21 protein-coding genes are annotated in these 25,440 nt (G+C 67.2%); 14 read left to right on the top strand and 7 right to left on the bottom strand.

Translation table 11 applies throughout. The features are described 5' to 3' along the window. Positions 1-11: 11 nt before the first annotated feature. The 3 genes from D579_RS0108885 to mtgA all read right to left on the bottom strand — a co-directional run bounded on the left by D579_RS0108885 (position 12) and on the right by mtgA (position 3,999). A complete protein-coding gene (locus D579_RS0108885; RefSeq protein WP_018951768.1) occupies positions 12-698 on the bottom strand; it encodes a zinc metallopeptidase in 687 nt (228 codons plus the stop codon). Positions 699-845: 147 nt separating this feature from the next. Then, positions 846-3,158, bottom strand: coding sequence for a mechanosensitive ion channel domain-containing protein (locus tag D579_RS0108880; protein ID WP_018951767.1), 2,313 nt, complete (start codon positions 3,156-3,158; stop codon positions 846-848). 118 nt (positions 3,159-3,276) lie between these two features. Continuing rightward, positions 3,277-3,999: a monofunctional biosynthetic peptidoglycan transglycosylase gene (mtgA, locus tag D579_RS0108875; protein WP_018951766.1), complete on the bottom strand. Its 723-nt coding sequence runs from the start codon at positions 3,997-3,999 to the stop codon at positions 3,277-3,279. A gap of 236 nt (positions 4,000-4,235) precedes the next feature. Between mtgA and D579_RS0108870 the strand changes: the two genes are divergently transcribed. From D579_RS0108870 to D579_RS0108860, 4 genes are all read left to right on the top strand, one after another. Next, the gene (locus D579_RS0108870) at positions 4,236-4,565 is read left to right on the top strand and encodes a hypothetical protein (RefSeq protein ID WP_018650250.1); all 330 of its coding nucleotides are present in this window, start codon (positions 4,236-4,238) and stop codon (positions 4,563-4,565) included. After that, positions 4,558-4,971, top strand: a complete 414-nt coding sequence (locus tag D579_RS0108865; RefSeq protein ID WP_018169593.1) for a thiol-disulfide oxidoreductase DCC family protein — start codon at positions 4,558-4,560, stop codon at positions 4,969-4,971. Before D579_RS0108870 ends, D579_RS0108865 begins: the two co-directional genes overlap by 8 nt. Positions 4,972-5,256: 285 nt before the next feature. Beyond that, positions 5,257-5,406 (top strand): DUF2256 domain-containing protein, encoded by a 150-nt coding sequence (locus D579_RS15465; RefSeq protein ID WP_081620877.1) that lies wholly within the window; start codon positions 5,257-5,259, stop codon positions 5,404-5,406. Next, on the top strand, positions 5,403-5,981 hold the full coding sequence (locus tag D579_RS0108860) for a histidine phosphatase family protein (protein ID WP_018951765.1): 579 nt from the start codon (positions 5,403-5,405) through the stop codon (positions 5,979-5,981). The genes D579_RS15465 and D579_RS0108860 overlap by 4 nt, the downstream gene beginning before the upstream one ends. A gap of 39 nt (positions 5,982-6,020) precedes the next feature. Here the strand turns inward: D579_RS0108860 and D579_RS0108855 are convergent, their stop codons facing one another. From D579_RS0108855 to D579_RS0108845, 3 genes are read right to left on the bottom strand one after another with little or no spacing between them, the layout of a single operon-like run. Next, entirely contained in the window at positions 6,021-7,586 is a 1,566-nt protein-coding gene (locus D579_RS0108855) for a TolC family protein (protein ID WP_018951764.1), read from the bottom strand. Continuing rightward, complete coding sequence (locus D579_RS0108850) at positions 7,579-10,659, bottom strand: efflux RND transporter permease subunit (RefSeq protein WP_018951763.1); 3,081 nt, start codon at positions 10,657-10,659, stop codon at positions 7,579-7,581. The genes D579_RS0108855 and D579_RS0108850 overlap by 8 nt, the downstream gene beginning before the upstream one ends. Then, positions 10,656-11,876 carry an efflux RND transporter periplasmic adaptor subunit gene (locus tag D579_RS0108845; RefSeq protein ID WP_018951762.1) on the bottom strand — a complete coding sequence of 407 codons (1,221 nt, stop codon included), beginning with the start codon at positions 11,874-11,876 and terminating at the stop codon, positions 10,656-10,658. Before D579_RS0108845 ends, D579_RS0108850 begins: the two co-directional genes overlap by 4 nt. 194 nt (positions 11,877-12,070) lie before the next feature. On the opposite strand from D579_RS0108845, the gene D579_RS0108840 reads away from it, so the two are divergent. The 3 genes from D579_RS0108840 to arsJ all read left to right on the top strand — a co-directional run bounded on the left by D579_RS0108840 (position 12,071) and on the right by arsJ (position 14,870). Continuing rightward, a complete protein-coding gene (locus tag D579_RS0108840; RefSeq protein WP_038050317.1) occupies positions 12,071-12,529 on the top strand; it encodes a TspO/MBR family protein in 459 nt (152 codons plus the stop codon). An 84-nt stretch (positions 12,530-12,613) separates the two neighbouring features. Beyond that, on the top strand, positions 12,614-13,627 hold the full coding sequence (locus D579_RS0108835; protein ID WP_018951760.1) for an ArsJ-associated glyceraldehyde-3-phosphate dehydrogenase: 1,014 nt from the start codon (positions 12,614-12,616) through the stop codon (positions 13,625-13,627). 7 nt (positions 13,628-13,634) lie between these two features. Further along, entirely contained in the window at positions 13,635-14,870 is a 1,236-nt protein-coding gene (gene arsJ / locus D579_RS0108830; protein ID WP_018951759.1) for an organoarsenical effux MFS transporter ArsJ, read from the top strand. Positions 14,871-14,908: 38 nt separating this feature from the next. Here arsJ and D579_RS0108825 read toward each other — a convergent pair whose 3' ends face one another. After that, positions 14,909-15,790: a LysR family transcriptional regulator gene (locus tag D579_RS0108825; RefSeq protein ID WP_018951758.1), complete on the bottom strand. Its 882-nt coding sequence runs from the start codon at positions 15,788-15,790 to the stop codon at positions 14,909-14,911. 433 nt (positions 15,791-16,223) lie between these two features. Here D579_RS0108825 and leuC point away from each other — a divergent pair, with 433 nt between their 5' ends. The 7 genes from leuC to truA all read left to right on the top strand — a co-directional run bounded on the left by leuC (position 16,224) and on the right by truA (position 25,409). Further along, positions 16,224-17,636 (top strand): 3-isopropylmalate dehydratase large subunit, encoded by a 1,413-nt coding sequence (gene leuC, locus D579_RS0108820; RefSeq protein WP_018951757.1) that lies wholly within the window; start codon positions 16,224-16,226, stop codon positions 17,634-17,636. Positions 17,637-17,639: 3 nt separating this feature from the next. Next, on the top strand, positions 17,640-18,287 hold the full coding sequence (gene leuD / locus D579_RS0108815) for a 3-isopropylmalate dehydratase small subunit (RefSeq protein WP_018951756.1): 648 nt from the start codon (positions 17,640-17,642) through the stop codon (positions 18,285-18,287). A gap of 534 nt (positions 18,288-18,821) precedes the next feature. Next, a complete protein-coding gene (leuB, locus tag D579_RS0108805) occupies positions 18,822-19,895 on the top strand; it encodes a 3-isopropylmalate dehydrogenase (RefSeq protein WP_018937754.1) in 1,074 nt (357 codons plus the stop codon). A 177-nt stretch (positions 19,896-20,072) separates the two neighbouring features. Next, positions 20,073-21,098 carry an aspartate-semialdehyde dehydrogenase gene (locus D579_RS0108800; protein ID WP_018951755.1) on the top strand — a complete coding sequence of 342 codons (1,026 nt, stop codon included), beginning with the start codon at positions 20,073-20,075 and terminating at the stop codon, positions 21,096-21,098. 109 nt (positions 21,099-21,207) lie between these two features. Continuing rightward, positions 21,208-23,694: a FimV/HubP family polar landmark protein gene (locus D579_RS0108795; protein ID WP_018951754.1), complete on the top strand. Its 2,487-nt coding sequence runs from the start codon at positions 21,208-21,210 to the stop codon at positions 23,692-23,694. A 144-nt stretch (positions 23,695-23,838) separates the two neighbouring features. Then, positions 23,839-24,555, top strand: coding sequence for a hypothetical protein (locus D579_RS0108790; RefSeq protein ID WP_018951753.1), 717 nt, complete (start codon positions 23,839-23,841; stop codon positions 24,553-24,555). 11 nt (positions 24,556-24,566) lie between these two features. Next, positions 24,567-25,409: a tRNA pseudouridine(38-40) synthase TruA gene (truA, locus tag D579_RS0108785; RefSeq protein ID WP_018937750.1), complete on the top strand. Its 843-nt coding sequence runs from the start codon at positions 24,567-24,569 to the stop codon at positions 25,407-25,409. The last annotated feature ends 31 nt before the right edge of the window (positions 25,410-25,440 follow it).

Raw genomic sequence — 25,440 nt, 5'->3', positions numbered from 1 at the left:
GGCGGGAACGATCATCGGCGCAGGTACCGGAACCACGAGGCGATGTTCAGCAGGCTCATCAGCGACTGTGACAGGTAGGTATAGGCTGCGGCCCTCAGGATGCGTTCGGCATGCGGGTAGTCAGGCGGGTGCAGGTAGTTGCCGTCGCGCAGCATCGGCATGGCACGGCGGAAGCTGGCGTCGAACTCGGTGGGCAGGGTGATGAAGTGGACCAGGGCGGCCAGGCCCATGGACAGCACCCCGGCCAGGAAGAACAGGATCCCCGGCGCCGGGTGCCGCGCCAGCAGCGTTATGAACGGAATGGCGATCAGCAGCCAGGCGCCGATTTGCTGGCCGTAGCGCGTCATTCCGACCAGCGTGCTGCGCATGCGCAGTGGAGCATACCCCTGGGCGTGCTGTACGGCGTGGCCGACCTCGTGGGCGGCCACGGTAATCGCCGTCAGCGAGTGGCCGTCGTGGTTCTCCGGTGACAGGCGCACGGTGCGCGAGGCCGGGTCGTAGTGATCGCCGTCCTTTGTGGTTTCCACCTGGACCTTGTGCAGTCCGTGGCGGTCCAGCAGCTCGCGCGCCAGCTCTGCACCGGTGCCATCGTAGCGGTCCGCCGGGCGGTGGTATTTCTTCATGGTGTGGCGGACCCACCAGCCCGGTGCCCAGGCAACGAGCAGGAGCAGAGGCACAAGCAGGATCAGTAGGCGCATACGCTCATGATCTCCCGAAGCCCGAGCCGTCGGAAAGAGCCAGCGTCTCCCTGGGGCCTTGGGAGCGGGGTCGCCCGCGAAGCCCCTGCCCGGGAGCTGCCGCGGCAGGGGGGATTCGAGTGCGAGCCCCGCTCACGGGCAAGGGCTTCAGTCGTCGGCCTCGTCGTAGTCGCCCTTGTGCTTCGGATTCGGGCGCGCCCGCCGGTCATCCGAGTAGTCGTCGCCATCCTGCTCGTTGGCCGGTTTGTCCTGCAGAAGCCGCAGATTGGCTGCCGGGGCGCCGCCGTCCTTCTCCTGACCGAAGTAGATGGTCTGGTGCGGGAACGGGATCTCGATGCCGGCGGCGTCGAAGTGACGCTTGACCAGGCGGTTGAACGCGCGGCCCAGGCCGAACTGGGTGCCGGGCAGGGCCTTGATGCGGATGCGCACGTTGACCGAGCTGTCCGCCAGCGCGGTGACACCGTGCACCTCCATCTCGTCGAGGATGTTCGGCCCCTGAACCGGATCGGCCTTGAGTTCCTCGAAGGCCTCGCGCAGGCGCACGATGACCTCGTCGATGTCCTCGCGATAGGCGACGCCGTATTCGCCGACGTGATAGCCGTATTCGCGCATGTAATTAGCCACCGCATCCACCGACGAGAATGGGATCAGGTGATAGGTTCCGGAGAGGTCGCGGACGCCCAGCGAGCGGATGGTCAGGCGCTCGACCGTACCGGTGGTGCCGGCCACGGTGACCACATCGCCGACGTTGATTGCGTTCTCCAGCTGAATGAATACGCCGGTGATTACATCCTGCACCAGTTTCTGTGCGCCGAAGCCGACCGCCAGGCCGAGGACACCGGCACCGGCCAGTAGCGGGCCGATGTTCACGCCGATTTCGGCGAGCACGATCATGGTGGTCATCACGATCAGAACGATGGCCATCGCATTGCGGAAGATCGTCAGCAGCGTGGCCTCGCGGGCGGTCGGCTGACCACCCCCGGTATTCGGATTCATGCGGTGCTCGATCCAGCTGGCGAAGACCAGCCAGATGGCCAGAACGCCGAGCAGGATCAATGCTACAGAGATCGCGGTACCCAGTACCGCCATGCCCATATCCGAGGCCAGCCATGTGGTCAGGCTGAATGCACCCCAGGCATCCGCGACCACGGCCAGTACGATCAGCAGGATCACCAGGCGCATCACCTTGAGCGCGTTGGGGATGTAGGAGTTCAGGCGCAGCTCCAGCGACGGAAACTTCTCCCGTGTCTCTTCGGGGACCCGAATCCGGCGGCCGATCAACTGGGTCAGGAGGTTCGCGACGAAGATGCCCACGAAGATGGCGAGCAGCGTCTGTCCGGTCGCCTTGGCCATGAAGGGGAGCGCATCTTCCGGCCGGGTGATGCTGACCACGGCCAGGGCCAGGAAGTAGATCAGGGCGATCCAGTGCCAGAAATTCGCCAGCATCGAGACTAGGATGCGGGTGAAGGTGAACTGGGTCCTGTTCGCCAACGCCATCAGGCGGTCATGCACCCGCGTCCGATTTTGCAGGATGATCACGGCGGCGTAGAGGAACGCCGTCAGCATCACGATCAGGCCCAGGGAGCGCCCGGCCTCGGACGAGATCTGGTTGTTGGCGATCGGCACCAGTAGCAACAGGCCGTAGCCGATATACCCCACGATGCGGGCCAGCCAGGCGTTCCAGTAGGCCGCTTCGTCCCCGGCCATCGGCAGCAGGCGCAGGCCGTGGTAGCGCGTGGCGAAGATCAGGCGCAGGGCCGCCTTGGTCACCTCGATCAGCAGGAATGCGTTCAGGAACAGCGAATGACGCGTGTTCATCTCGCCGGTATCGCCCAGCACGAACAGCGCCAGGGCATAGCCGGCCAGCCAGGCGAGGATGACGACAAGAAAGTCGATGGCGGCCGCCAGGAACACGGCCGGCAGCGCCCGCATCAGGCGCATGTGCTCCGCGGCATTCAGCGCCCAGCGGTCGAGCGCCGTGAACAGCGGCGCACCCATCCGGCGTAGCACCAGGAACACGGCCACGGTGAACACGATGATGATGGCGAGATCGAGCACGGCCACCCCGAACACGGTTGGCTCGATCGCGCGGACGCGCTCGGCGATGTCCGTGGCGATATCGCTCAGGGCGCGGACCTCGGCCACGGTGCCCTCGGCCAGCGACTGGGTGAGCTGGGCAATCTGGCGCGCCACGGATTCGCTGTCGCCGGTTTCGACCGGGAGGTCATCCGTGGCGGCGTCCTCCGCGCTGGAGCCGTCGCCGGAGCGCAGGGCCTCGAGCAAGTCCTCGCGGGCCTCCTCGTTCTCCAGCGCGTCGATGAGCATCTGACGCAGATCACTGCCGGAATCATGCTGACCGGTGTCCTGTGCGGACGCGGCCCCGAGGGGCAGGATCAGTAGGAGGGCGACAAGCACCAGCAGGCGGGAGAAGTCGATACGCGGCGCGCGCAGATGGGTCACGGCAAACCTCCATGTCTGGGAGGGACATCCTTGCGAGCCCCCGGTACGGTCAGTCAGTCCGAGGCAGTCTAAAGGCTGGAAGTTCCGTGCCACAATTTCGGTGGCCTGCGCACAGGCTTTATTCCAGCAGCATCGGATCCAGCCATGCGATGCCCAATTGGGCCATCTGCTGCTCGACCCAGACGATCCGTCGGTCAAGGTTGGGCCCCGGGCGGACCGGGTTCATGCGCCCGGGGCTGGGCAGGATGGCGGCCAGGCGTGCGGACTGGTGGCGATCGAGCTCGGTGGCGGAGATCCCGAAGTAGTGTTGGGCGGCGTTCTCGATGCCGTAAATGCCGGGACCCCATTCGGCCAGATTGAGGTAGATCTCGAGGATGCGCCGCTTCGGCCAGAGGGTCTCCATGCCGAAGGTGAACCCGGCCTCCAGCGTCTTGCGTGCCCAGGAGCGGCCGTGCCACAGGAAGAGGTTTTTCGCGGTTTGCTGGCTGATGGTGCTGGCGCCGCGCAGGCGCCCGCCGCGTGCGTGATCGCTGAGCGCCTGGCGCACCGAGCCCCAGTCGAAGCCGCGGTGGTTGGGGAAGTGCTGGTCCTCGGCCGCGATTACCGCCAGCATCAGATGGCGGGGCAGATCGTCCAGGCGTTGCCAGTCCGGGCGCCGGTTGGAGGCGGTTTGCCAGTCGGTTGCCACCACCATGGCCATGCCGTAGGGCGGGTCGACCCGGGCGAAGAGCACCACCAGGGCGAGCATTGCCCCGATTCCCAGCGCCAGGACGAATGCGGCCAGTCCGCCCGTCCAGTAGAGCAACCGGCGGAGCGGACGGCGCTTGCGGCGCGTGGCCACTACGGTCTCGCCTCTGGGCGGTGGGCGTGCGGATGGATGACTGTCCGGAGACGGGGATTCATGGGCTGAAAGGATAACCCCTGCGCTCGCCGGGCGGGATGGGGCGTGCCCTTTCTTCTCTTCTGGAAGCATGCGCGGCGAACTGTTTTGCCGTTTCGTGGCCCAACGGCGAAGGGGTGAGGAGGACGACCCCGGAATTCGCCTTAACAAGCCAACCGTTCGCGAAGGAGAGAGCCATGGACGTATTGCCCTATCGCTATGTCACCCCGAGCGGCGAGGCCGTGTCCTTCGACTTCCGTCTGCATCCCGAGACCGGTTCCGCGGTGCGGGTGCAACAGTTGCTGGATCGCCTGACCGACACGCTGGACAGCGAGATCGGCGTGCTGGGCGATACCTGCAATGGCGACGTGCTGCAAGCGCTGGCAATGGCCCTGGCCGTGCGCACGGAGATGATCCCGGCCAACCCCGAGATGACCCAGGATCTGGCGCGTGATGTGGTCGAGCGGGCGCTCAGATCCCTCGATGGTGCCCGGCACCAGCAGACCGGGCCGGTGGGGCATGCCTGAAAACCACCAGGACCAATATTCCGAGGCCCCGGGACGACCGGTGGTGTTCTTCGACGGCGGTTGTCCGCTTTGCCGGCGCGAGATCGGCCACTACCAGCGGCTCGACACTGCGGGTGCGATCGATTGGCGTGATATCCATGCTGATGCCACACCGCTCGACGCCTGGGGGATTACCTGGGATCGTGCGATGCAGCGCATGCATGCCGTAAGCGCCGACGGGCGCATTCGCAGCGGCGCCTGGGCCTTCGTGCTGGTCTGGCGGCACCTGCCATATTACCGCTGGCTTGGCGGTGTGCTGCACCGCCTGCCGCCGATCGTCTGGCTGATGGATCGCGTCTACAACGTGATTGCGCGTTATCGCTGGCGCTCGCGCTGCGACGATGGGGTCTGTCACCCGGACCGTTAAGGAGACGCTGATTTAATCGCACGTCCGCGTTGGTGCCCCCTGTTTTCCGAGACAAGGCGCGTCGTGCAGCGGGTAGTGGTTCTACCGGCAAGCGGCGCAACGCAGGATCGGGGAACAGGGGGCACCAACCCGACAAATCATAGAAAGGGCGGGCTCGGCCGCTTTTGCGCGCGCACGGCGTTGCGGTTCCCTTGTGCAGAATGACTGCACGGCAGTCACCGCGCCTTGTGCGCACGCAAAAGCGACTCGAGCGCGGACGCGCGATTAAATCAGCGTCTCCTTAAGGTGGCCCACGCCAAGCCGCATCTACCGGAGAAGACCTGTGCGGTATGCGGCCGCCCGTTCGCCTGGCGGCGCAAATGGGCCCGGTGCTGGGATGAGGTTCGCTACTGTTCGGACGCCTGCCGGCGTCGCCGTTCGGGGAAGATCGCGTGACGAAGCGCTTTGTCGTTCTGGTGTTCGGGATCGCCGTGCTGGCGGTGCCTCTGCCCCTGGTGGCGGGCGACCTGGCGGCTGAACGTGCGATCGTCGCGCAATTACAGGAGCCCCACCGCATCCTGCTGATGCGCCATGCCCTGGCGCCCGGCATCGGTGACCCGTCGGGCTTCGATGTCGATGACTGCGCCACGCAGCGCAACCTGTCGGCTGAAGGACGCGCGCAGGCGCGCGTCAGTGGGGAGCGGCTGCGCGCGGCGGGCCTGGAGTCGATCCGGGTATTCGCGGGCCCGTGGTGCCGCAATGTCGATACCGCGGCGCTCCTGGGCTTTGGTGAGCCCGTGGTGCTGGAGGCAATGGGCTCGGTGTTTCGCAGCAATGCCCCGCATCGCGAGCGGCGCATGCGCGCGTGGCGCGAACACCTGGCGGACGAATACCGGCAGACGGCGGGGCCGGCGGTCTACGTGACCCACCGGGCCAATATCATGGAGCTGAGCGGCCGCAGCCTTGGCGCCGGGGCAATGCTGGTCGTCGAGATCGACGCGCAGGGCAATGCCCGGCCGGTGGATCAATAGCCGCGCGAACCGAAGGCGCCGGGTCGTGCGCAAACCGGCTTACAGACGGATATCCACGCGTTCGGCGCCGGGGGCGTCGATGCCGCGATGGAGCAGCAGGGTGCCGCTGGCGTTCAGCAGTTCGGTGGTGAGCTGACGGAAGCGCACGACCGTCTCGGTCAGGTTCAGGCGGCTCTCCAGCAGGTCGCGCTGGGCCTGGGAGACGGCCAGCGCGGTCCCGGCACCGACGCGAAACCGCGTCTGTTCGACCCGCAGGAGTTCTTCCTGCAACTCGACGGTTTCCTTCTGTGCCTGAATTTGTTCGCGGATGCGGGCCGCGTCGAACCAGCGCGCACGGACGTCCTCGATTGCCAGCTGTTCAATATTGGCGAGGGTCTCCTGGATCTGCAGGCGCGTCAGACGGGCGCGGGTGTGTTGCGCCTCGGCCGCGCGGTTGCCGATCGGCATGTCGAAGCGCAGGCCGGCGGCCAGGTCATAACCGTCGCCCTGGCTGGCGCGGAAGGTCTGGCCGAAGGTTTCGGCATAGCCGGACTGACCAACGGTCACAAAGAAGTCCAGGCGTGGCAGTAGTCCGTTACGGGTGCGGATGACCTCCAGCTCGTCGCGTTGCACGCGCAGCCGGGTCTCGTTGAGGTCGGCGCGGTGATCGCGGGCGAGAGCGACATAGGTATCCAGCGGCTCGAGGTGGTAGCGCTGCAGATCCGGCTCAGAGCGGGCCTCCAGGCGGGTATCCCACAGATCGCCGTCCCCCTGTATCAGGCGCGCCAGCGCATCCTGTGCGAGGGCCCGTTCGCTACGGGCATCGATCAGGCCCTGGCGACGCAGTGCCACCTCGGCGCGGGCCGAGACGGCCTCGGTCTCCGGGCGGTCCCCGGCACGGATACGGCGTTCTGTCTCGTCAAGCTGCTGGCTCGCGACGGCCAGGGCCTCTTCGAAGATCGCTATCTGTTCGTCGGCCAGTACGAGGTCCCAGTAGCGGCTTTCCACATCGGTGATCAGTTGTTCGACGAACCCGCGCACCTCGTATTCCGAGGCCTCCGCGTCCAGGCTGGCCTGCCGCAGGCGTACCAGGTTGGACTCGATCCGCCCCCCGCGCAGTAATGCCTGAGTCAGGCTCAGGCCGGCGCGGGTGGTGTATTCGCTCTGGTCTTGAAAAGAGCTGTTGGCACGAGAGCTGCGAACGGACAAGGTTAGGTTAGTGCCAGTCGGCAGGGACTGTTGCAATCCGACTTGGCCCCGTCTTTCGCTAAAGAAGGAATCCCGTGTAAAGCCCTCGGATTCATCAGTCTCGCGGTCGCGATAGATATCGATGTCGGCAAATAGCGCAGGGTCGAAAACCGCACGTTCCTGAACCTCAAAGGTACCGGCGATTGCAGTTTGCAGTCGCTCGGCCCGCAGGCCTCGGTTGCCTTCCAGGGCGCGCGCTACCGCTTCTTCAAGAGATAGGCTCTCTTCTGCCACTTCGTTGCGGGCGAACGGGCGTTGTTCCAGCAATTCTTCGGCGGACAGCGTCAGACGCAGGCCGTCATCGGTCGAGTCCTCTCCGTTGGCCGTTGCGGTCAGTGCCAGGATGAAGAGCGGAAGGGCAGGGGTAAGGCTACGCATGGTCGACGGGCATCCGGTAGACGGGTTCATGGCCGTGCTGTTGGCTTCGACGATGAAACAGCAGGTACAGCGTCGGGATCAGCACCAGGGTGATCAGGGTAGACGAGAGCAGCCCGCCGATCACGACCCGGGCCATTGGGGCCTGGGCCTCGCCGCCGTCGCCCATGCCGATGGCCAGCGGCGACAGCGCCAGGATGGTGGTCAGCGTGGTCATCAGGATCGGGCGCAGGCGCTCGCCGGCAGCGGCCACGATGGCCGCTTGCAGTTCCATGCCGTCTTCGCGGTGGCGCCGCGCCATGCGGTCCACCAGCAGGATCGCGTTGTTCACCACGATCCCGACCAGCAGCAGGATCCCGATCAGCGACTGCACGTTGAGCGTGGTGTCGGTGATCAGCAGCGCGCCGGTTACACCAATGAGCGCCAGCGGGATGGAGAACATCACGATCAGCGGATCGCGCAGGGACTCGTACAGGCTGGCCATGACCATGTAGACCAGCAACGTCGCGAGCAGGGTGCCCAGCAGCAGTTCGGAGAACGCCGCTTCCTGCTCCTCGATGTCGCCGGTGACCGAGAAGTCGATCTCCTCCGGCAGCGGGATATCGGCCAGCGCCGCACGCACGTCGGCGGCGACCTCGCCCAGCGAGCGGTCGCCGATGTTCACGAACAAGGTGCTGATGCGCGCCTGTTCGCGGCGCTGGATGCTGTCCGGGCCGATCGCCGTATCGAACGTGACCAGGCTGCGCAATGCCACGCGTTCGCCGTCCTCGCTGCGCACGGTCAGGTTGAGGAGGTCGTCCAGCGAGCTCCGGTCGGCGTCGCGTAGTTGGACCCAGATGCGCGTCTCGTCGCCGCCCGCGCGCAGCTGGCCGGCGCCGGAGCCGCCCAGGGCGGTTTCCAGGGTCTGGGCGATGGTGCGCACGTCCACGCCGAGGTCGGCGGCGCGGTCGCGGTGGATGCGGGTGGCGAATTCCGGCTGCCCGCCGTCGGAGCCGACGCGGGTGTCGGTGACGCCGGGGACGTCCGCCAGCGCGGTCTCGAAGCGCTCGATGACGGCGTTCATCGTGGGCAGTTCGAAGCCGCGGACCTCGATGGAGAGGCTTTCCTCGTCGGCGCCGCGCCCGAAGCCGCGGAAGAAGATCCCGCTGGAGGCGCGCACGCGGATCTCGACCCCCGGCGGGCTGCCCAGCGCGTCGCGCAGGGCCGCGGCGATCTCTTCGGAGGAGCGGCTGCGGCTGTCGCGCGAGCCGACCATCACGCGCATGTTGCCGGAGGCGGGCGAGGAGGCCCGGAACGCCGAGGCGCCGGAGCTGGAGACCAGGTTTTGCAGTTCCGGGACCTCGTCGTGGATGATCGCCTCGAGGCCGGACATGGTGGCGTAGAGCTCTTCCAGGGGCGTGCCGGGCTCCATGGCGACATGCACGCGCAACTCGCCTTCGTCGGTGGCGGGCAGGAATTCCGTGCCCACGCCGCGCAGCCCCGCCAGGGCGATCATCAGCAGCAGGAGGCTGATGCCGATGACCATCCATGGCTGGGTCAGGGTGCGCCGCAGCACCCCCTGGTAGCGTTGCTCCATGCGCGCGAGGGCACTGGTGTCACGCTTCGGCATCGGGGCGCGGGCCATCAGCATCGGGACCAGGGTCAGCGCGACGATCAGCGAGCCTGCCAGGGCAAAGGCGACCACCGCCGCCAGCGGCTTGAACAGCTGGCCGGCCAGTTCCTCGGCGAAGAACAGCGGCAGGAAGATCGCCACGGTGGTCAGGGTGCTGGCGACGATGGCGGGCGCGACGCGCCCGGTGCCGCTGATGGCGGCCTCGGCGGCGGTCTGCTCGGCATGTTCCTCGCGCCGTCGGGCGATGCTCTCGATCACCACGATGGCGTTGTCCACCATCAGCCCCACGCCCAGCGCGATCCCGCCGAGTGTCATCAGGTTCAGCGAGTAGCCGCCGAAGTAGACCAGGCCGAAGGTGGCGATCACCGCCAGCGGGATCGCGGTGGCCGCCACCAGCGTGTAGCGGATGTTGCGCAGGAACACGAGCAGCACCAGCACGGCCAGTGCACTGCCGTAGAGGATCGAACGACCGACGTTGGTGATGGAGTTGCGGATAAAACCGGCCTCGTCGGTGACGGCGCGGATGTCGATCTGGGGAAAGTCGCGGTTCAGGCGCACCAGTTCGGCGTGGACCGCCTCGGAGACCTCTACGGTGTTGGCGTCGGCCAGCTTGCGCACGGCGAGCTGCACGCCTTCCTCCTGGTTGACCCGAAACCGGCGGGTAACGCGCTGGTGGGTGTCGCGCACGTCGGCCACCTGGTGCAGGTAGGTCACACCGTCCTCGCTGCGCTGCACGATGGTGTCGCGGACCTCGTCCACCGAGCGGAACTCGGCCGGCGTGCGCAGGCGGTATTCGCGGCGCCCGTCCATGATCGGGCCGCCGGGGGTGATCACGTTGGCGTTTCGAATGCGATCACGCAGGTCGTCCAGGCCGAGGTCGATGGCCTCGATGCGTTCCGGGTCCACCTCCACGCGGACCTCGCGCTCCAGGCCGCCGAAGGTATCCACAGCTGCCACGCCGGGGATGCGTTCCAGACGCGGGGCGATACGGTTGTCGATCAGGGTGCGCAGGTGGATGGCGTCCAGTTGCGAGCCGATGCCCAGACGCATGATGGGCGAGTCCTGGGTGTCGAACTGGCGTACCAGCGGGCGATCGGCGTCATCGGGCAGGCGGTCCTCGATGCGCGCCAGGCGATCGCGCAGGTCGTCCACCGCCTGGCGGATGTCCGTGCCCCAGGCAAAGTTGATGCGGACGTTGCTGTTGCCCTCGGCGGAGGTCGAGCGGATCTCCTGGGCACCGGTAATGGCGGCCGCGGCCTGCTCCACCTGGCGCGTGACGAGTTGTTCGACTTCCTCGGCCCCGGCATTGGGGTAGGACGTCATCACCGTGACCACCGGGTAGGTGATATTCGGCAGCAGATCCACCGGCAGGCGGGTCAGCGCGGTCAGGCCGAGGATCACCACGATCAGGGCCACCATGCTCGTCAGCACGGGGCGGTGGACCGTTACGCGGGCCGGATTCACGGGGTGTCCGACTCGGGTGTGTCGTTTCCACCCGGCACGTTGCGCGGGTCGGTCAGGCGCAGCGGGGTGCCGTCCGCGAGCAGGTGCTGGCCGAGCACGACGACCTCGGTGCCTTCCGGCAGCTCGGGTTCCAGCAGTTCGACCCAGTCGCCGTCACGCACGCCGGTAACCGCCTGATGGCGGCGGGCCAGCGGGCGCTCGCCGCTGCGGTCCACGCTGAACAGGGTCGGCCCGACCTCGCGCTGGATGATCGCGTCGCGTGGGATCGCCAGGACGGCGTTGCGTTCCCCGAGGGTAATGGCGGCCTCCACGAACATGCCCGGGCGCAGCTGGTCGCGTTCGTTGGGGATCTCCACCTCGACCCGCGCCTGACGCGACCCGGGCCGGAATTCCGGGGCGATGCGGGCGATGGTGCCGGCAAAGCCGGCGTCCGGATAGGCGGCGGTGTAGACCTGTGCCCCCTGGCTCGGCGACAGCCGGCCGTAGTCGGCCTCGGTCACGGCCAGGATGGCGCGCACCGGCTGCAGCCGGACCAGTGCCAGTGCGGTGTCGTTGGCGCTGATGACCGTGCCGGGATCCACGTGGCGTTCGGCGACCCAGCGGGTACTGTCGGCCGTACCCGCCTCGATGCGGGTGTAGCTCAACTGGATCTCGCGGGTGCGTAGCGCGGAACGCCGCTGGCGGATCTGCGATTCGGCCAGGGTGACGCGCGTCTGTGCCAGGGCGAGTTCGGTTTCCGCGGCCTCCAGCTCCGAGCGCGAGGCGATGCCCTGGTCGCGCAGCTCGCGGGTGCGCTGCAGTTCGCGCCGGGTCGCATCACGGCTGGCCAGGGCCTCGGCCAGGCTGGCCTCGGCGACTTCCAGCTCCGCCGCGGCTTGTGCCACATCCTGCTCGAATTCCTCGGTATCCAGTTGCAGCAGCGGATCACCGGGCTCCACGCGGTCGCCCAGATTGACGAATACCTCGGCAACCCGCCCGCCCACGCGAGGGGTGATCTCGATCCGGTCGGCGCCCTCGATGCTGCCGGTGAAGCGCCGCCGTTCGACCAGGTCGCGGGTCTCGATGCCGGCGATGGCGACCGCGACCGGGCGGGTCTCGCCACCGCCCGGACGACCGGAAGAGGCCGCGTCGTCTTCCGGGCCCAGCAGCATCCAGGCGAGGATGCCAGCGGCCAGGAGAAACAGGAGCGCGGTGATCAGTGTGGCGGGGCGGGGCATTGCAACTCGCTTGTTTGCGGGGTGGTCAGGTTAGAGTGTCGCGTGGTTGACTGAATCGTGCATGAATTCCGTTCGGAATCCGGCGCCGATTCGATGAAGCCCGGACTAGGACCCCCGAGTACAAGGAGAATTCCGTGACGACATCCGATTCGGCCCGTCCCCCGCGCCCGCGGCGGCGCTCCTTTGCCATGGACATGCTGGGCCTGCTGGCCTGGATGGTGTTGGTCTTCGCTGTGGCGGGATTGGGTGGCTGGGCGACCAGTCTCTCGGTGGGCGACTGGTATCCGACGCTGACGCGCCCGCCGCTGAACCCGCCGGACGCGGTATTCGGCCCGGTCTGGTCCGTGCTGTTCGGCCTGATGGGTCTCGCCGCCTGGCATGTCTGGCGGCGCGTCGGCCTGACCGGCGCCCCGATTGCGCTGGGGTTGTTCCTGGCCCAGCTCGCGCTAAATCTCGGCTGGTCGGTGCTGTTCTTCGGCATGCAACGCCCGGATCTGGCGCTCGCCGAGATCCTGATCCTGTGGCCGCTGATCCTGGCCACCCTGATCGCCTTCTGGCGCATTGATCGTATCGCCGGCGCGCTGCTGGTGCCGTACCTGCTGTGGGTCGCCTTCGCCATCTACCTCAACGCGGGGATCGTCTGGCTCAACTGACGAGCCGGGTTTTCGGCGCCCGGGCGTCATGCGTTTGTCATTTGGGCGGGGTATGCTGACGCGATTTTTCGCGGGAGGGGCTCCATGGCGGTGCGCGTCGGTATAAACGGGATGGGGCGGATCGGTCGGTTGGCCCTGCGCGCGGCATGGGGCCGGGACGACATCGAGGTCGTGCATCTGAACGAGGTCGCCGCGGACGGGACCGTTACCGGGCATCTGTTGGAGTTTGATTCCGTTCACGGGCGTTGGGGCCGCGAGCCCGAGGCCCAAGCGGACCAGATCCGGATCGACGGGCGCGAGCTGCGCCACACGAGCCTGGCCGAGCCGGGGCAGGTGCCGTGGGGCGAGTCGGACGTGGACATCGTGATCGACGCCACTGGCGCCTTCCGCACCATGGACACGCTGGAGCCGCATTTCACCCGGGGCGCGAAGCGCGTGGTGGTCGCGGCGCCGGTGAAGGACGAGCGCGCGCTGAACGTGGTGATGGGTGTGAACGACGCCGCTTACGATCCCGCGAAGCACCACGTCGTGACCGCCGCCTCCTGCACCACCAACTGCCTGGCGCCGCTGGTCAAGGTGCTGCACCCAGCGCTGTCGATCCGCCACGGCACCATCCTGACCGTCCACGACATGACGGCCACCCAGTCGCCGGTGGATCTGCCGAGCGACAACCTGCGCCGGGCCCGTGCGGCCGGGCTGAACCTGATCCCGACCACCACCGGCTCGGCGAAGGCGATCGGCGACATCTTCCCCGAGTTGAACGGCCGCCTGAACGGCCATGCGGTGCGCGTGCCGTTGATGAACGCGTCGCTGACGGATTTCACTTTCGAGGCCGCGCGCGAGACCAAGGTGGAGGAGGTCAACGGCCTGCTGCGCAAGGCGGCGAACGGTGATCTGAACGGCATCCTCGGCTACGAGGAGCGCCCGCTGGTCTCCAGCGATTTCCGCACCGACCCGCGCTCGTCCATCGTGGATGCCCAGTCGACCATGGTGGTCGATGGCACGCAGGTGAAGGTGCTGGCCTGGTACGACAACGAGTGGGGCTACGCGAACCGGCTGGTCGAGCTGGTCGCCCGCGTCGCCAAGCTCGGGGTTTGAGGCCGTCGTGAGCGGCGCGGCCGACCAGCCGGAGCCCGGCGGGCCACCCGCCCTGGGGCTGGGCGCCTACGCGCGGATCACCGCGAACTACTGGGCGTTCACCGTCACCGACGGCGCGATCCGCATGCTGGTCGTGCTGTTCTTCCACCAGCTGGGCTACAGCCCGCTGGAGATCGCCTTCCTGTTCCTGTTCTACGAGCTGTTCGGGGTGATTACCAACCTGACCGGCGGCTGGCTGGCCGCGCGGCTGGGGGTGAACACCACCATGATCGGCGGGACGCTGTTGCAGGTGGCCGCCCTGCTGATGCTCACGGTGCCGGAGGCCTGGCTGGGGGTCGCCTACGTGATGTTCGCGCAGGCCCTGTCCGGGATCGCCAAGGACCTGAACAAGATGAGCGCGAAGTCCGGCGTGAAGCTGGTCGCGGGCGACGGGGAGGGGCGGCTGTTTCGCTGGGTGGCGGTGCTCACCGGCTCGAAGAATGCGCTGAAGGGGGTCGGCTTCTTCGTCGGCGGGGCGCTGCTCTACAGCGTGGGCTTCCAGGTGGCGCTGGTGATCCTGGCTGGGATGCTCGCCGTGGTGATGCTGTTCTCGGTGGTCGGGCTGCCGCGCGGGCTGGGGCGTGTCGGCGGCAAGCCGAAGTTCACCCAGATGTTTTCCAACTCCGCCGCGATCAACGTGCTCTCGGCCGCACGCTTCTTCCTGTTCGGCGCGCGTGATGTCTGGTTCGTGGTCGCGCTGCCGGTGTTCCTCAGCGCCACGCTCGACTGGAACCATATGCAGGTGGGCGCGTTCCTCGCGCTGTGGGTGATCGGCTACGGCATCGTGCAGGCCTCCGTGCCGCGCCTCTTGGGTAAGGGCGGGGTGCATCCGACCGGGCTCACCGCGCGGCTGTGGGCCTTCATCCTGATGCTGCTGCCGATCGCCATCGTGATCGGGCTGGAGGTGGGCCTGGACCCGGCCTGGGTATTGATGGTCGGGCTGGGCGTGTTCGGCGTGGTGTTCGCAATCAACTCGGCCGTCCACTCCTTCCTGATCCTCGACTACGCCGAGGCGGACCGCGTCGCGATGAAGGTCGGCTTCTACTACATGGCGAACGCCGGCGGCCGCCTGGTCGGCACCGTCGCCTCCGGCGCCATCTTCATGGTCTGGGGCCTGGAAGGCGCCCTGATTGCCTCCACCTTCTTCATCTTCGCCACCTGGATGATCTCGTCCCTGCTCCCCCGCGAAGCCGCCCGCGCATGACCGCGCGGCTGCCGGCCTGGAAGGGGGCGGCCATCGGGTTACTGCGGCCGCTGTAACGCCTCGATGACGGCCTCCAGGGTGCGGGAGCGGTAGCGCACGGCATGGCGGACCCAGCCGAGCTGGCGGGCGACGGGCGCGCCGGGCCAGTCGAGTACGGCGAGGTCGTCGGTGGCCATGGTGCGGGGGAGGAAGCCGATGCCGAGGCCTGCCGTGATCATCATGCGGATGACTTCCAGGTAGGGGCTTTCCTGTGCGGCGGTGGGGTGCAGGCCCTGTGCGGCCAGGGCCTGGTCGATCTGGCGGCGGGTGGTGGAATCCGCGGGCGGCAGGATGGCCGGCCAGTCGTGCAGGCGCCGCAGGGTATCCAGCGGGGTATCGTCAGCGCGGTTGCGGGCGACCATGGGGACGAGGTCGTCGGTCCATACCGTGTGCGCCTCGGCGCCCTTCGGCAGATCCTCGGGCAGGGTGGCCAGGGCCAGGTCGGCGTCGCCGTGCATGACGGCCTCGATGCCGGCCTCGGAATCCATGAATGCCAGTTCCAGTTCCAGTTCCGGGTAGCGCTCGCGCAGGGCCGACAGTGGCGTGGGCAGGCGGTGCAGGGCGATGTGGTGCGAGGTGGCCAGGCGGATGCGGCCGCGCACCACCTGGTCGAGGTCGGCGACCTGCTGCTCGATGGCGCGCAGGCGGGCGAGGATTTCGCGGGCCTCGGGCAGCAGGCGCTCCGCGACCTCCGTCGGCCGAACGCGGCGGCCCTGGCGCTCGAACAGCGGGCGCTCCAGCGTGGCCTCCAGGGACTGGATGCGCTTGCTGATCGCGGGTTGGGTTAGGTGCAGCCGTTCGGCCGCGGCGGAGAAGGCGCCGGTGTCGACGACCGCGACGAAGGCTTGCAGGGATTCGACACTCAGTTGTTCTGGGCGCATCCGTGTCTCTCCAGTCCCTGCGTGAGATAATGGTCCGTTCGATGGTCGGGCTCGGCATGCCCCGGCACCTACATAACCGTCTGGAATGATACGGATAAGAAATCGGATTTGAAAGAATACCGGGGTGGCCGCAGACTCCTTTAAACGGTCGTCCTGAAATGAAGTCATTGCGAGGAGCCGAAGGCGACGCGGCACAAAAGCGCTAAGCGCGTTGAACGGCCGCAGGCCGGCCCGAAGGGCGAGCGCAGCGAGTAACCTCCTGAAGCTGGCAGAGCGCCAGTACCGGGATCCGGTGGTTCCGGACGGAGGTTGCCACGGCCCCTGCGGGGCCTCGCAATGACGGTGCATTTGGCAATGCCGTGCAAGGGCGGGCCTGTATAGCGCCGGTGGAATGCAAGAACGACAGAACGCGGCACGGCCGCGGGAGTAGGTAATGGCTGGCAAGACCCTGTATGACAAGTTGTGGGAGGCGCATGGGGTGCGCGAGGAGCCGGATGGCTCGACGCTGCTCTACATTGATCGCCACCTGGTGCACGAGGTGACCAGCCCGCAGGCCTTCGAGGGGCTGCGGCTGGCCGGGCGCAAGCCGTGGCGCGGCGATTCCGTGCTGGCGGTGCCGGATCACAACGTGCCCACGGAGAATCGCGACCAGGGGATTGCGGATCCGGTCTCGCGCATCCAGGTGGAAACACTGGAAAGCAACGTCACGAGCCTGGGGCTGAAGTTCTTCCCGATGGCCGACGTGCGCCAGGGCATCGTGCACGTGATCGGCCCGGAGCAGGGCGCGACCCTGCCGGGCATGACCGTGGTCTGCGGCGACTCGCATACCTCCACGCATGGCGCGCTGGGCGCGCTGGCCTTCGGCATCGGCACCTCCGAGGTGGAGCATGTCCTAGCCACCCAGTGCCTGTGGCAAAAGAAGACCAAGGCCATGCAAATCCGTGTGGAAGGCGAGCTGCGCCCGGGCGTCACCGCCAAGGACGTGGTGCTGGCGATCATCGGCCGCATTGGCACCGCCGGGGGTACCGGCTACGCGATCGAGTTTGCCGGTTCGGCGATCCGCAGCCTGTCGATCGAAGGCCGCATGAGCGTCTGCAACATGTCGATCGAGGCCGGGGCCCGTGCGGGCATGGTCGCGGTGGACGAGAAGACCATCGAATACGTGCGCGGCAAGCCGCAGGCGCCGACCGGCGAGATGTTCGAGCGGGCGGCCGAGTACTGGCGCACGCTGGTCTCCGACCCGGATGCCGAGTTCGATGCGGTGGTGGAGATGGACGCCGCCGAGATCGCCCCGCAGGTCAGCTGGGGCACCTCGCCGGAGATGGTCGCGCCGATCGACGGGCGGGTGCCGGACCCGGCGGCCGAATCTGATCCGGTGCGCGCCGAGGGCATGCAGCGGGCGTTGGAGTACATGGACCTGAAGGCGAATACCCCGATGACGGAGATCCGTCCGGACAAGGTGTTCATCGGGTCCTGCACGAATTCCCGGATCGAGGACCTGCGCGCCGCCGCCGAGGTGGTGAAGGGCCGGAAAAAGGCCGACAACATCAAGCTGGCGATGGTGGTGCCGGGCTCCGGGCTGGTGAAGCAGCAGGCGGAGCAGGAGGGGCTGGACCGCATCTTCCTGGATGCCGGCTTTGAGTGGCGCGAGCCGGGCTGTTCGATGTGCCTGGCGATGAACGCCGACCGCCTGGAGCCGGGCGAACGCTGTGCCTCCACCTCCAACCGCAACTTCGAGGGCCGTCAGGGGCAGGGTGGACGCACGCATTTGGTCAGCCCGTCGCTGGCCGCCGCGGCGGCCGTCGCCGGGCACTTCATTGAACCGTCCGCGTTGAAGGAGGCGTAAGCGATGCAGGCCTTTACTGTACACAAGGGGATCGTCGCGCCGCTGGACCGCTCCAACGTGGATACCGACGCGATCATCCCCAAGCAGTACCTGAAGTCGGTGAAGCGTACGGGCTTCGGTCCCAATGCCTTCGACGACTGGCGCTACCTGGACCCCGGCGAGCCGGGCATGGATGGCTCGAAGCGCCGGCCGAACCCGGACTTTGTGCTCAACCAGGCGCCGTTTGACCAGGCGACCATCCTGCTGGCGCGCAAGAACTTCGGCTGCGGCTCCTCAAGGGAACACGCGGTCTGGGCGCTGACGGATTTCGGTTTTCGTGCGGTGATCGCGCCGTCGTTCGCGGATATTTTCTTCTCCAACAGCTGCAAGAACGGGCTGCTGCCAGTGGTGCTGGCCGAGGACGAGGTGCAGCGCCTGTTTGATCAGGTGGAGGCGAACCCGGGTGCCCAGGTCGAGGTGAATCTGAAAGAGCTGACCGTGACCGCGCCGGACGGTACCGTATTCGACTTCACACTGGACGAGGACCGCCGCCATCGCCTGCTGAACGGGCTGGACGATATCGCCCTGACGCTGCAGTTTGCGGACGATATTCGGGCCTTCGAGGAGCGCCAGCGCCGCGAATGGCCGTGGATGGCGGAACAACAACGGTAGACGGTGCGTCTGGCACGGCCTGGATCCGGGCACCGTCATTGCGAGGAGCGAAGCGACGAAGCAACCTCCGTCCGGAACCACCGGATCCCCGTACCGGCGCTCTGGCAGCTTTGGGAGGTTACTCGCTGCGCTCGCCCTTCGGGCCGGCCTGCGGCCGTTCAACGCGCTTCGCGCTTTTGTGCCACGGCCCCTGGCGGGGCCTCCCAATGACGGGGGCAGGGAGCACCGTCATCGCGAGGAGCGAAGCGACGTGGCGATCTCCGTGGGTGGCCCGACGCTGGTCCCGGCAAACGTCGGGGGGCGTCCGGGGATTGCCACGGCCTCTGGCGGGGCCTCGCAATGACGGGGGGGGCAGGAAGCACCGTCATCGCGAGGAGCGCAGCGACGTGGCGATCTCTGTGGGTGGCCCCGGCGTCGGCCGCGGCGAGCGTCGGGGGGGGCGTTGGGAGGTTGCCACGTCGCCTGCGGCTCCTCGCAATGACGTTGCCACTGGGAATGTATAGGTAAAGAATAATAGTTACTTGGGAGAGGTTTGTGAGCCGAATTCTGGTATTGCCCGGGGACGGGATTGGGCCCGAGATCGTGGCCGAGGCGCTGAAGGTGCTGGAGCGCGTGGGCGAGATCGGCGGTCTGGATCTGGAGATCGAGCAGGGCCTGATCGGGGGCGCGGCGCATGACGCGGCCGGGCACCCCTATCCGGAGGCCACCCGCGAGGCGGCGCGTCGTGCAGACGCGATCCTGTTGGGGGCGGTGGGTGGCCCGCAGTACGAGTCGCTGGAGCGCGACCTGCGCCCCGAGCGTGGGCTGCTGGGCATCCGCTCGGATCTCGGCCTGTTCGCGAACCTGCGCCCGGCGATCCTGTATCCGCAGCTGGCCTCGGCTTCCACGCTGAAGCCAGAAGTCGTAAGCGGGCTGGACATCCTGATCGTGCGCGAGCTGACCGGGGGGATCTACTTCGGCCAGCCACGCGGGATCGAGGAGCGCAATGGCGAGCGGGTCGGCTTCAATACGCTGGTCTATAGCGAATCGGAGATTGAGCGGATCGCCCGGGTCGGCTTCGAGGCGGCGATGAAACGGGGCAAGCGCCTGTGCTCGGTGGACAAGGCCAACGTGCTGGAGGTCTCCGAGCTGTGGCGCGAGGTGGTCGAGCGTGTCGGGAAGGAATTCCCCGAGGTCGAGCTGTCTCACATGTATGTGGACAACGCCGCGATGCAGCTGGTGCGTGACCCGAAGCAGTTCGATGTGATGGTGACCGGCAATATGTTCGGCGACATCCTGTCCGATGCAGCGGCGATGCTGACTGGCTCCATCGGCATGCTGCCGTCCGCCTCGCTGAACAGCGAGGGCGTGGGCCTGTACGAGCCGATCCACGGTTCGGCACCGGATATTGCGGGGCAGGGCAAGGCCAACCCGATGGCGACGGTGCTGTCGGTCGCGATGCTGCTCCGTCATAGTCTGAACCGCAATGACCTGGCCGAACGCATCGAGGCGGCTGTGGGTCGGGTACTGGATCAGGCCTTGCGTACCCCAGACATCTTCGGTGAAGGCATGAAGCTGGTCGGTACGCAGGGCATGGGGGATGCCCTGGTGGCTGCGTTGGACGATTGAGGCGGCCTCACGAACGGGGCTTGTATCACGCGCAAGTGTAGGATGCGTTGAGCGCAGCGAAACGCATCATTGCCTCCGCTGGGGAAGAGATTGATGCGATTCGCTGCGCTCGTCGCATCCTACGGTTCAATAGAACTATCAATAGCTTGAAGATCAAAATTAAACCGGGAATTAACGATGAGTGACCGCAAATTTGACGTGGCCGTGGTCGGGGCAACGGGCGCCGTTGGCGAGGCCCTGCTGTCCATCCTGGCCGAGCGCGACCTGCCGATCGGGCGCGTGCATGCCCTGGCCAGCTCGCGGTCGGTGGGCAAGACGGTGGACTACGGCCGGCGCGAGTTGGAGGTCGAGGACCTGGCGACTTTTGATTTTTCCACGGTGCAGATCGGGCTGTTCTCGCCGGGCGCCTCGGTGTCCGCGGAATATGCGCCCAAGGCGGCGGCGGCCGGCTGCGTCGTGATCGACAATACCTCCCAGTTCCGCTACGACCCGGAAATCCCGCTCGTGATTCCGGAGGTGAACCCGGATGCGGTGGGCGATTACACGAAACACGGGATTATCGCGAATCCGAATTGCTCCACCATTCAGATGCTGGTGGCGCTGAAGCCGTTGCACGATGCGGTAGGCATCGAACGGATCAACGTGGCGACCTACCAGGCCGTGTCCGGTACCGGCAAGGAGGCGATCGAGGAGCTGGCGCACCAGACGGCGGCGTTGCTGAATGGCCGTCCGGTGGAGTGCAACGTGTATCCCAAGCAGATCGCGTTCAACGCCCTGCCGCACATCGACGTCTTCCAGGACAATGGCTACACCAAGGAAGAGATGAAGATGGTCTGGGAGACCCGGAAGATCATGGGCGACGAGTCCATCCTGGTGAACCCGACCGCGGTGCGCATTCCGGTGTTCTACGGGCATTCCGAGGCCCTGCATATCGAGACGCGCGAGAAGATCACTGCGGAGAAGGCGCGCGAAATTCTCTCCGGCGCACCGGGGATCACGGTGCTGGACAAGCACGAGGACGGGGGCTATCCGACTGCGGTGACCGAGGGTTCCGGCAAGGATGCGGTGTTCGTCGGCCGCATCCGCGAGGACATTTCCCACCCCCGCGGACTGGACCTTTGGGTGGTCTCGGACAACGTGCGCAAGGGGGCTGCGCTGAACACGATTCAGATCGCGGAGGTTTTGATCCGCGATTACCTGTGATTTAATCCGGGAAAACGCCGGGGACACTACCCGGTACATCCGTGGCCAGGGGGTCATCGGCCGTGTCGGCCGAGGCAGTACGGCCAGGTGGCATTTTCAGGGGGAATTCGTGCGCAAGTTTTTGGTTGGGTTTTTGTTCTTGCTGCTGGTGGCCCCGGCGTCCTCGAGTTCCGTGGGCTTCGGCGAAATCAATCTTCAATCCTTCCTGAATCAGCCCTTGCGGGCGGAGATTCCCTTGCGGGGAGCGGCAGCTGCCGGCGACTCCCTGCGAATTCGCCAGGCTTCCGAGGAGGCATACCGCCGCGCCGGTCTGAACCGTGGCGGTGTTCCGGGGGACCTGAACATCCAGGTCGAGGGTGACCGCATCATCCTGACCACACGCCGGCCGGTGCGCGAGCCCTATGTGGGCTTGCTGCTGGAGGCGCGCTGGGATGGCGGGCGCGCCATGCGCGAGGTCTCGTTGTTGCTGGATCCGCCCGGCACGATGCCTTCCGGAACTTCTGCGCCGGCCGTGAGCGGGGACCCCGGCGCGGCGCCGCGTGCGACCCGCGAAGGCGAATCCATCCGGGTGCGTAGTGGCGACACCCTCTACGCGGTCGTGCGCCGCAGCGGTGTCTCGGGATACAGCGACGAGCAGGCCATGCTCGCGTTCCTCGACGCCAATCCGCAGGCCTTCATGGGTAACAACATCAATTCGCTGCGCGCGGACGCGGAATTGCGTACGCCGTCCCGCGAACAGTTGGACGCGCGTAGTACCGCCGAGGCGCGGGCCGAGGTTGCCGACCAGACGCGCGCCTGGCAGGAATCCACTCGCGTCGCCCGCGAAGAGCCGGCTCCGGCCGCGGCTGAGGAGGGTGTCGAGGGCGAGGCGCTGGCCGAGGACGAAGAAGCGGCTGCTACAGAGGACGCTGCCGCGGCGGTTGAGGACGACGAATCCGCGCTGGCCGAATCGGACTCGGCTGTGACCGAGGACGAAACGGCGGTGGGCGACGAGGTCGCGACCGAGGAGGTGGCGGCCGAGGATCGTCTGGAGATCGTCGCCGATCTGCTGCCGGAAGATGCCGAAGCCGGGGCAACCCAGGGGGGTTCCGAGGAGCTGCTGCAGGAAGCCCTGCTGTCCCAGCGCGCCGAAATGGACGGAATGCGCGACGAGCTCTCCGAATTGCGCGAGGAGCTGGGCGAGCGTGGACGTCTGGCCGAGATCTCCAGCGAGAACATGGCTGGGCTCGAGGAACAGCTGAGCCAGCTGCGCGCCGAGCGCGAACAGCTGCGCACCCGTCTGGATCGTGCGGACGCCGAACGCAATGCCCCGCTGCACGAACGCATTATGAACGATCCGTTGCTGCTGATGATGGCGATTGCGCTGGTCATTCTGCTGCTACTGGTGTTGCTGGCTTTTGCCCGCGGCGGCCGCCGCGAGGTGATGGTCGACGAACACGGTTCCGGCCTGAAGCCGCGGGCCGACAACAGCGGGGTGCAGGCGTCGACCGTGGGCGCCACGGGGTACGAGGCGCGTGAAGTCCAGGGCGGCGAGCGAGGCGCGGGTTCCGGGGTGTCCGGGGCCGCGACCGCGGCTGCGGCCGGAACCATTGTGGGAACGGCCGCTTCGCGCTCCGACGAGTCTGCAGAGACCGCGCAGGAAGAATCCGCGCATCCACCGGCCCAACCCGAAGAAGAGGTAGGCGAAGTGGTGGTCTCCAGCACCAGCGAGGGTGCGGCGGGCACGGACGACGTGCTGGCCGAGGTGGATGTCTGCCTGGCCTATGGCATGAATGACCAGGCGGTCGAGACGCTGAACGCCGCCCTGAAGGAGAACCCGGACAACAATCAGTACCGGCTCAAGCTGGTCGAGGCCCATGTGGCGCTTGAGGACGAAGCGGGCGCACGCGAGGCGGCGATGGCCCTGCGCGATCGCCTGGGTGCGGACGACGATGCCCTGCGCGATCGCCTTTCGGAGCTGGAGTCGAAGTTGGGCGGTGCCTCCGGGGCGGCCGGCCTGGCCAGCGCCGGTTCCCTTGACGAGCCGGCTTCGGTGGACCCCGGGGCCGCGGGGGGCGACGCTGACAGCAACGAGATCGATTTCTCCGATCTGGAGCTGCCGGATTCCGACGATGCGGAGCCGCGTGCCGATGCGCAAGAGCCGGGTACGGCAGAGGATCAGGGGCTTTCGTTTGATATCGACGACAACCTGGAACAGGACCTCGCCAGTGCGGCCGAAGAGACTGCGGAAGAAGGCCAGACAGACGATGACCTGAACAACCTGTCCTTCGACCTCGAGGAGAACGAGCTTCCGGACCTTGATGCGCCCGCCAGTGGCGGTGACAGTGGTGAAGGCCAGGAGACCGGGCTGGAAATGGACGAGGATCTGCCAGCCTCGGGCGAGGCATTCGCCGCGCCGGAATCGGCCGATGCCGGGGAAGGTACGGATGGGGCCGGCGATGACGAGAACGTGACGCGGCTGAGTCTGGCCCAGGCCTATGCGGACATGGGCGATGCGGAGGGTGCCCAGGAGCTCATCGACGAGGTTCTGGCCTCCGGTACCGACGAACAGAAGCGCGAGGCCGAGGCGATCCGGGATCAGATTCAGGGAAGCTGATTGCTGGAGCCGGGTCGTGTCGGGCTGGTGATGCCGGCGCCGTGAACCGATCATGGCTACGATGTGCAGCGTGCGGCCCCGCCCGGGGGGATCTCTCGGGCGGGGCCTTTTGGTTTCGAGGATGGGGATGGGCGCTGAGTGGCGATGAGCGCGGAAGAGCCGATGAGGTCGGCCCCCGCTGAGGGCGATGCCGGAGCCGCGGCAGCGGCGCTGCTGGGTGTGCTGGGCGTTTCTGCGGCGCTAGTGCCGGCCGAGCCGCTGGTGGTGGCCGTCGCGGGTGTAGTGGCCGGAGGGCTGGCCTTGACCGGTCTGGACTGGGGCCGTACGGGCCGGCTGGTGCTGCGTTTGAAATGGTTTTATCTCTCGCTCGTGGTGTTCTACGGGGTGTGGCCGACCGGGGGCGGAGACTGGGGCACGGGACTGCAGGTGGCCGGATGGCGTATTGCTGCACTGATGCTCGTGGTGGTGCTCGTGGTCTGGATGACCGGACGCTTCCCGCGGCCGGCCCTGGTGCGTGCCCTTGGGGGCATTCTGGGCGGCCCACGCCAGGTGCTGGGGGGCTGGGGCGAGCGCTTCGCGCGACGTCTGTTTCTGGCACTGGCCATGTTCGAGGGTGAACGGGTCGCACTGGAGCAACGCCGGGCGGGCTTGCGCGGAGTGCGCCGTGCGCGCTTGGCACAGGTCCGGGAATGGCTTGTCCTGCGCCTGGATCAGGCACTCGCAGGGGGTGGAGCTGTCGCGGCAGAGCTCCCGGCGGAATCCGCGATGATCTCGGGCTGGCGAATCCCCAAGGCTGCGCTGGCCTGGCTGTGGGCGGGCGTGGCGGCGGTCTGGTGGATGGTGCTGGGGGCAGGGTTTTGAATAGCGACCAGATGTCGGTGTCATCCGGGGGTGGAACGGGGCCGGCCACGCGCCAGCGCTGGGCGCTGGGTGTCGAATACGATGGCCGCGGGCTGCTGGGCTGGCAACGGCAAAAGGATGGTCCGAGCGTCCAGGGCCACCTGGAGGCGGCGCTGGGCTTCGTGGCGAATCACCCGGTGGAGCTGAACTGTGCCGGGCGTACCGATGCGGGCGTCCATGCCACCGCCCAGGTGGTGCACTTTGACACCCCGGCACAACGTGAACCACGCGCCTGGATCCTGGGAAGCAACAGTCGTCTGCCGGGTGCGATTGCGCTGACCTGGGCGCAGCCGGTACCCGATACCTTCCACGCCCGGTTCGGCGCGTTCGGGAGGCGCTACCGCTATGTGATCGCGAATCGCGAGATCCGTCCGGCGCTGGAGGCCGGGCGGGTATCGTGGTGGCGACGGCCGTTGGATGCCCGGCGCATGCATCGGGCCGGTCAGGCCTTCGTGGGGGAGCACGATTTCAGCAGCCTGCGAGCGGCGGCGTGCCAGGCCAAGTCGCCCGTGCGCCGGGTGCATTCGCTGTCGGTGCGCCGGCGCGGCTCCTACGTCATTCTGGATATCCACGCGAATGCCTTTCTGCACCACATGGTGCGCAACATCGCCGGCGTTCTGCTGGCGGTGGGGGATGGTCGGGCCGAGGTGGGCTGGCCGATGGAGGTTCTGGCGGCGCGGGATCGGCGCGCGTCGGGGATCACCGCGCCGGCCGGCGGGCTCTATTTCGTGCATGTGGATTATCCGGTGGAGTTCGAGCTGCCGATCACCGCGGGGCCGGTCCTCGATGGCGTCCCGGGGAATGCGCCGGGGTGATTGCGGGAAAGCCGGATCGCGTGCCGGGTTC

It is taken from the genome of Thioalkalivibrio sp. AKL12 (assembly GCF_000377925.1).
Taxonomy (GTDB): domain Bacteria; phylum Pseudomonadota; class Gammaproteobacteria; order Ectothiorhodospirales; family Ectothiorhodospiraceae; genus Thioalkalivibrio; species Thioalkalivibrio versutus.
This window is presented reverse-complemented; position numbering and strand designations above follow the sequence as displayed.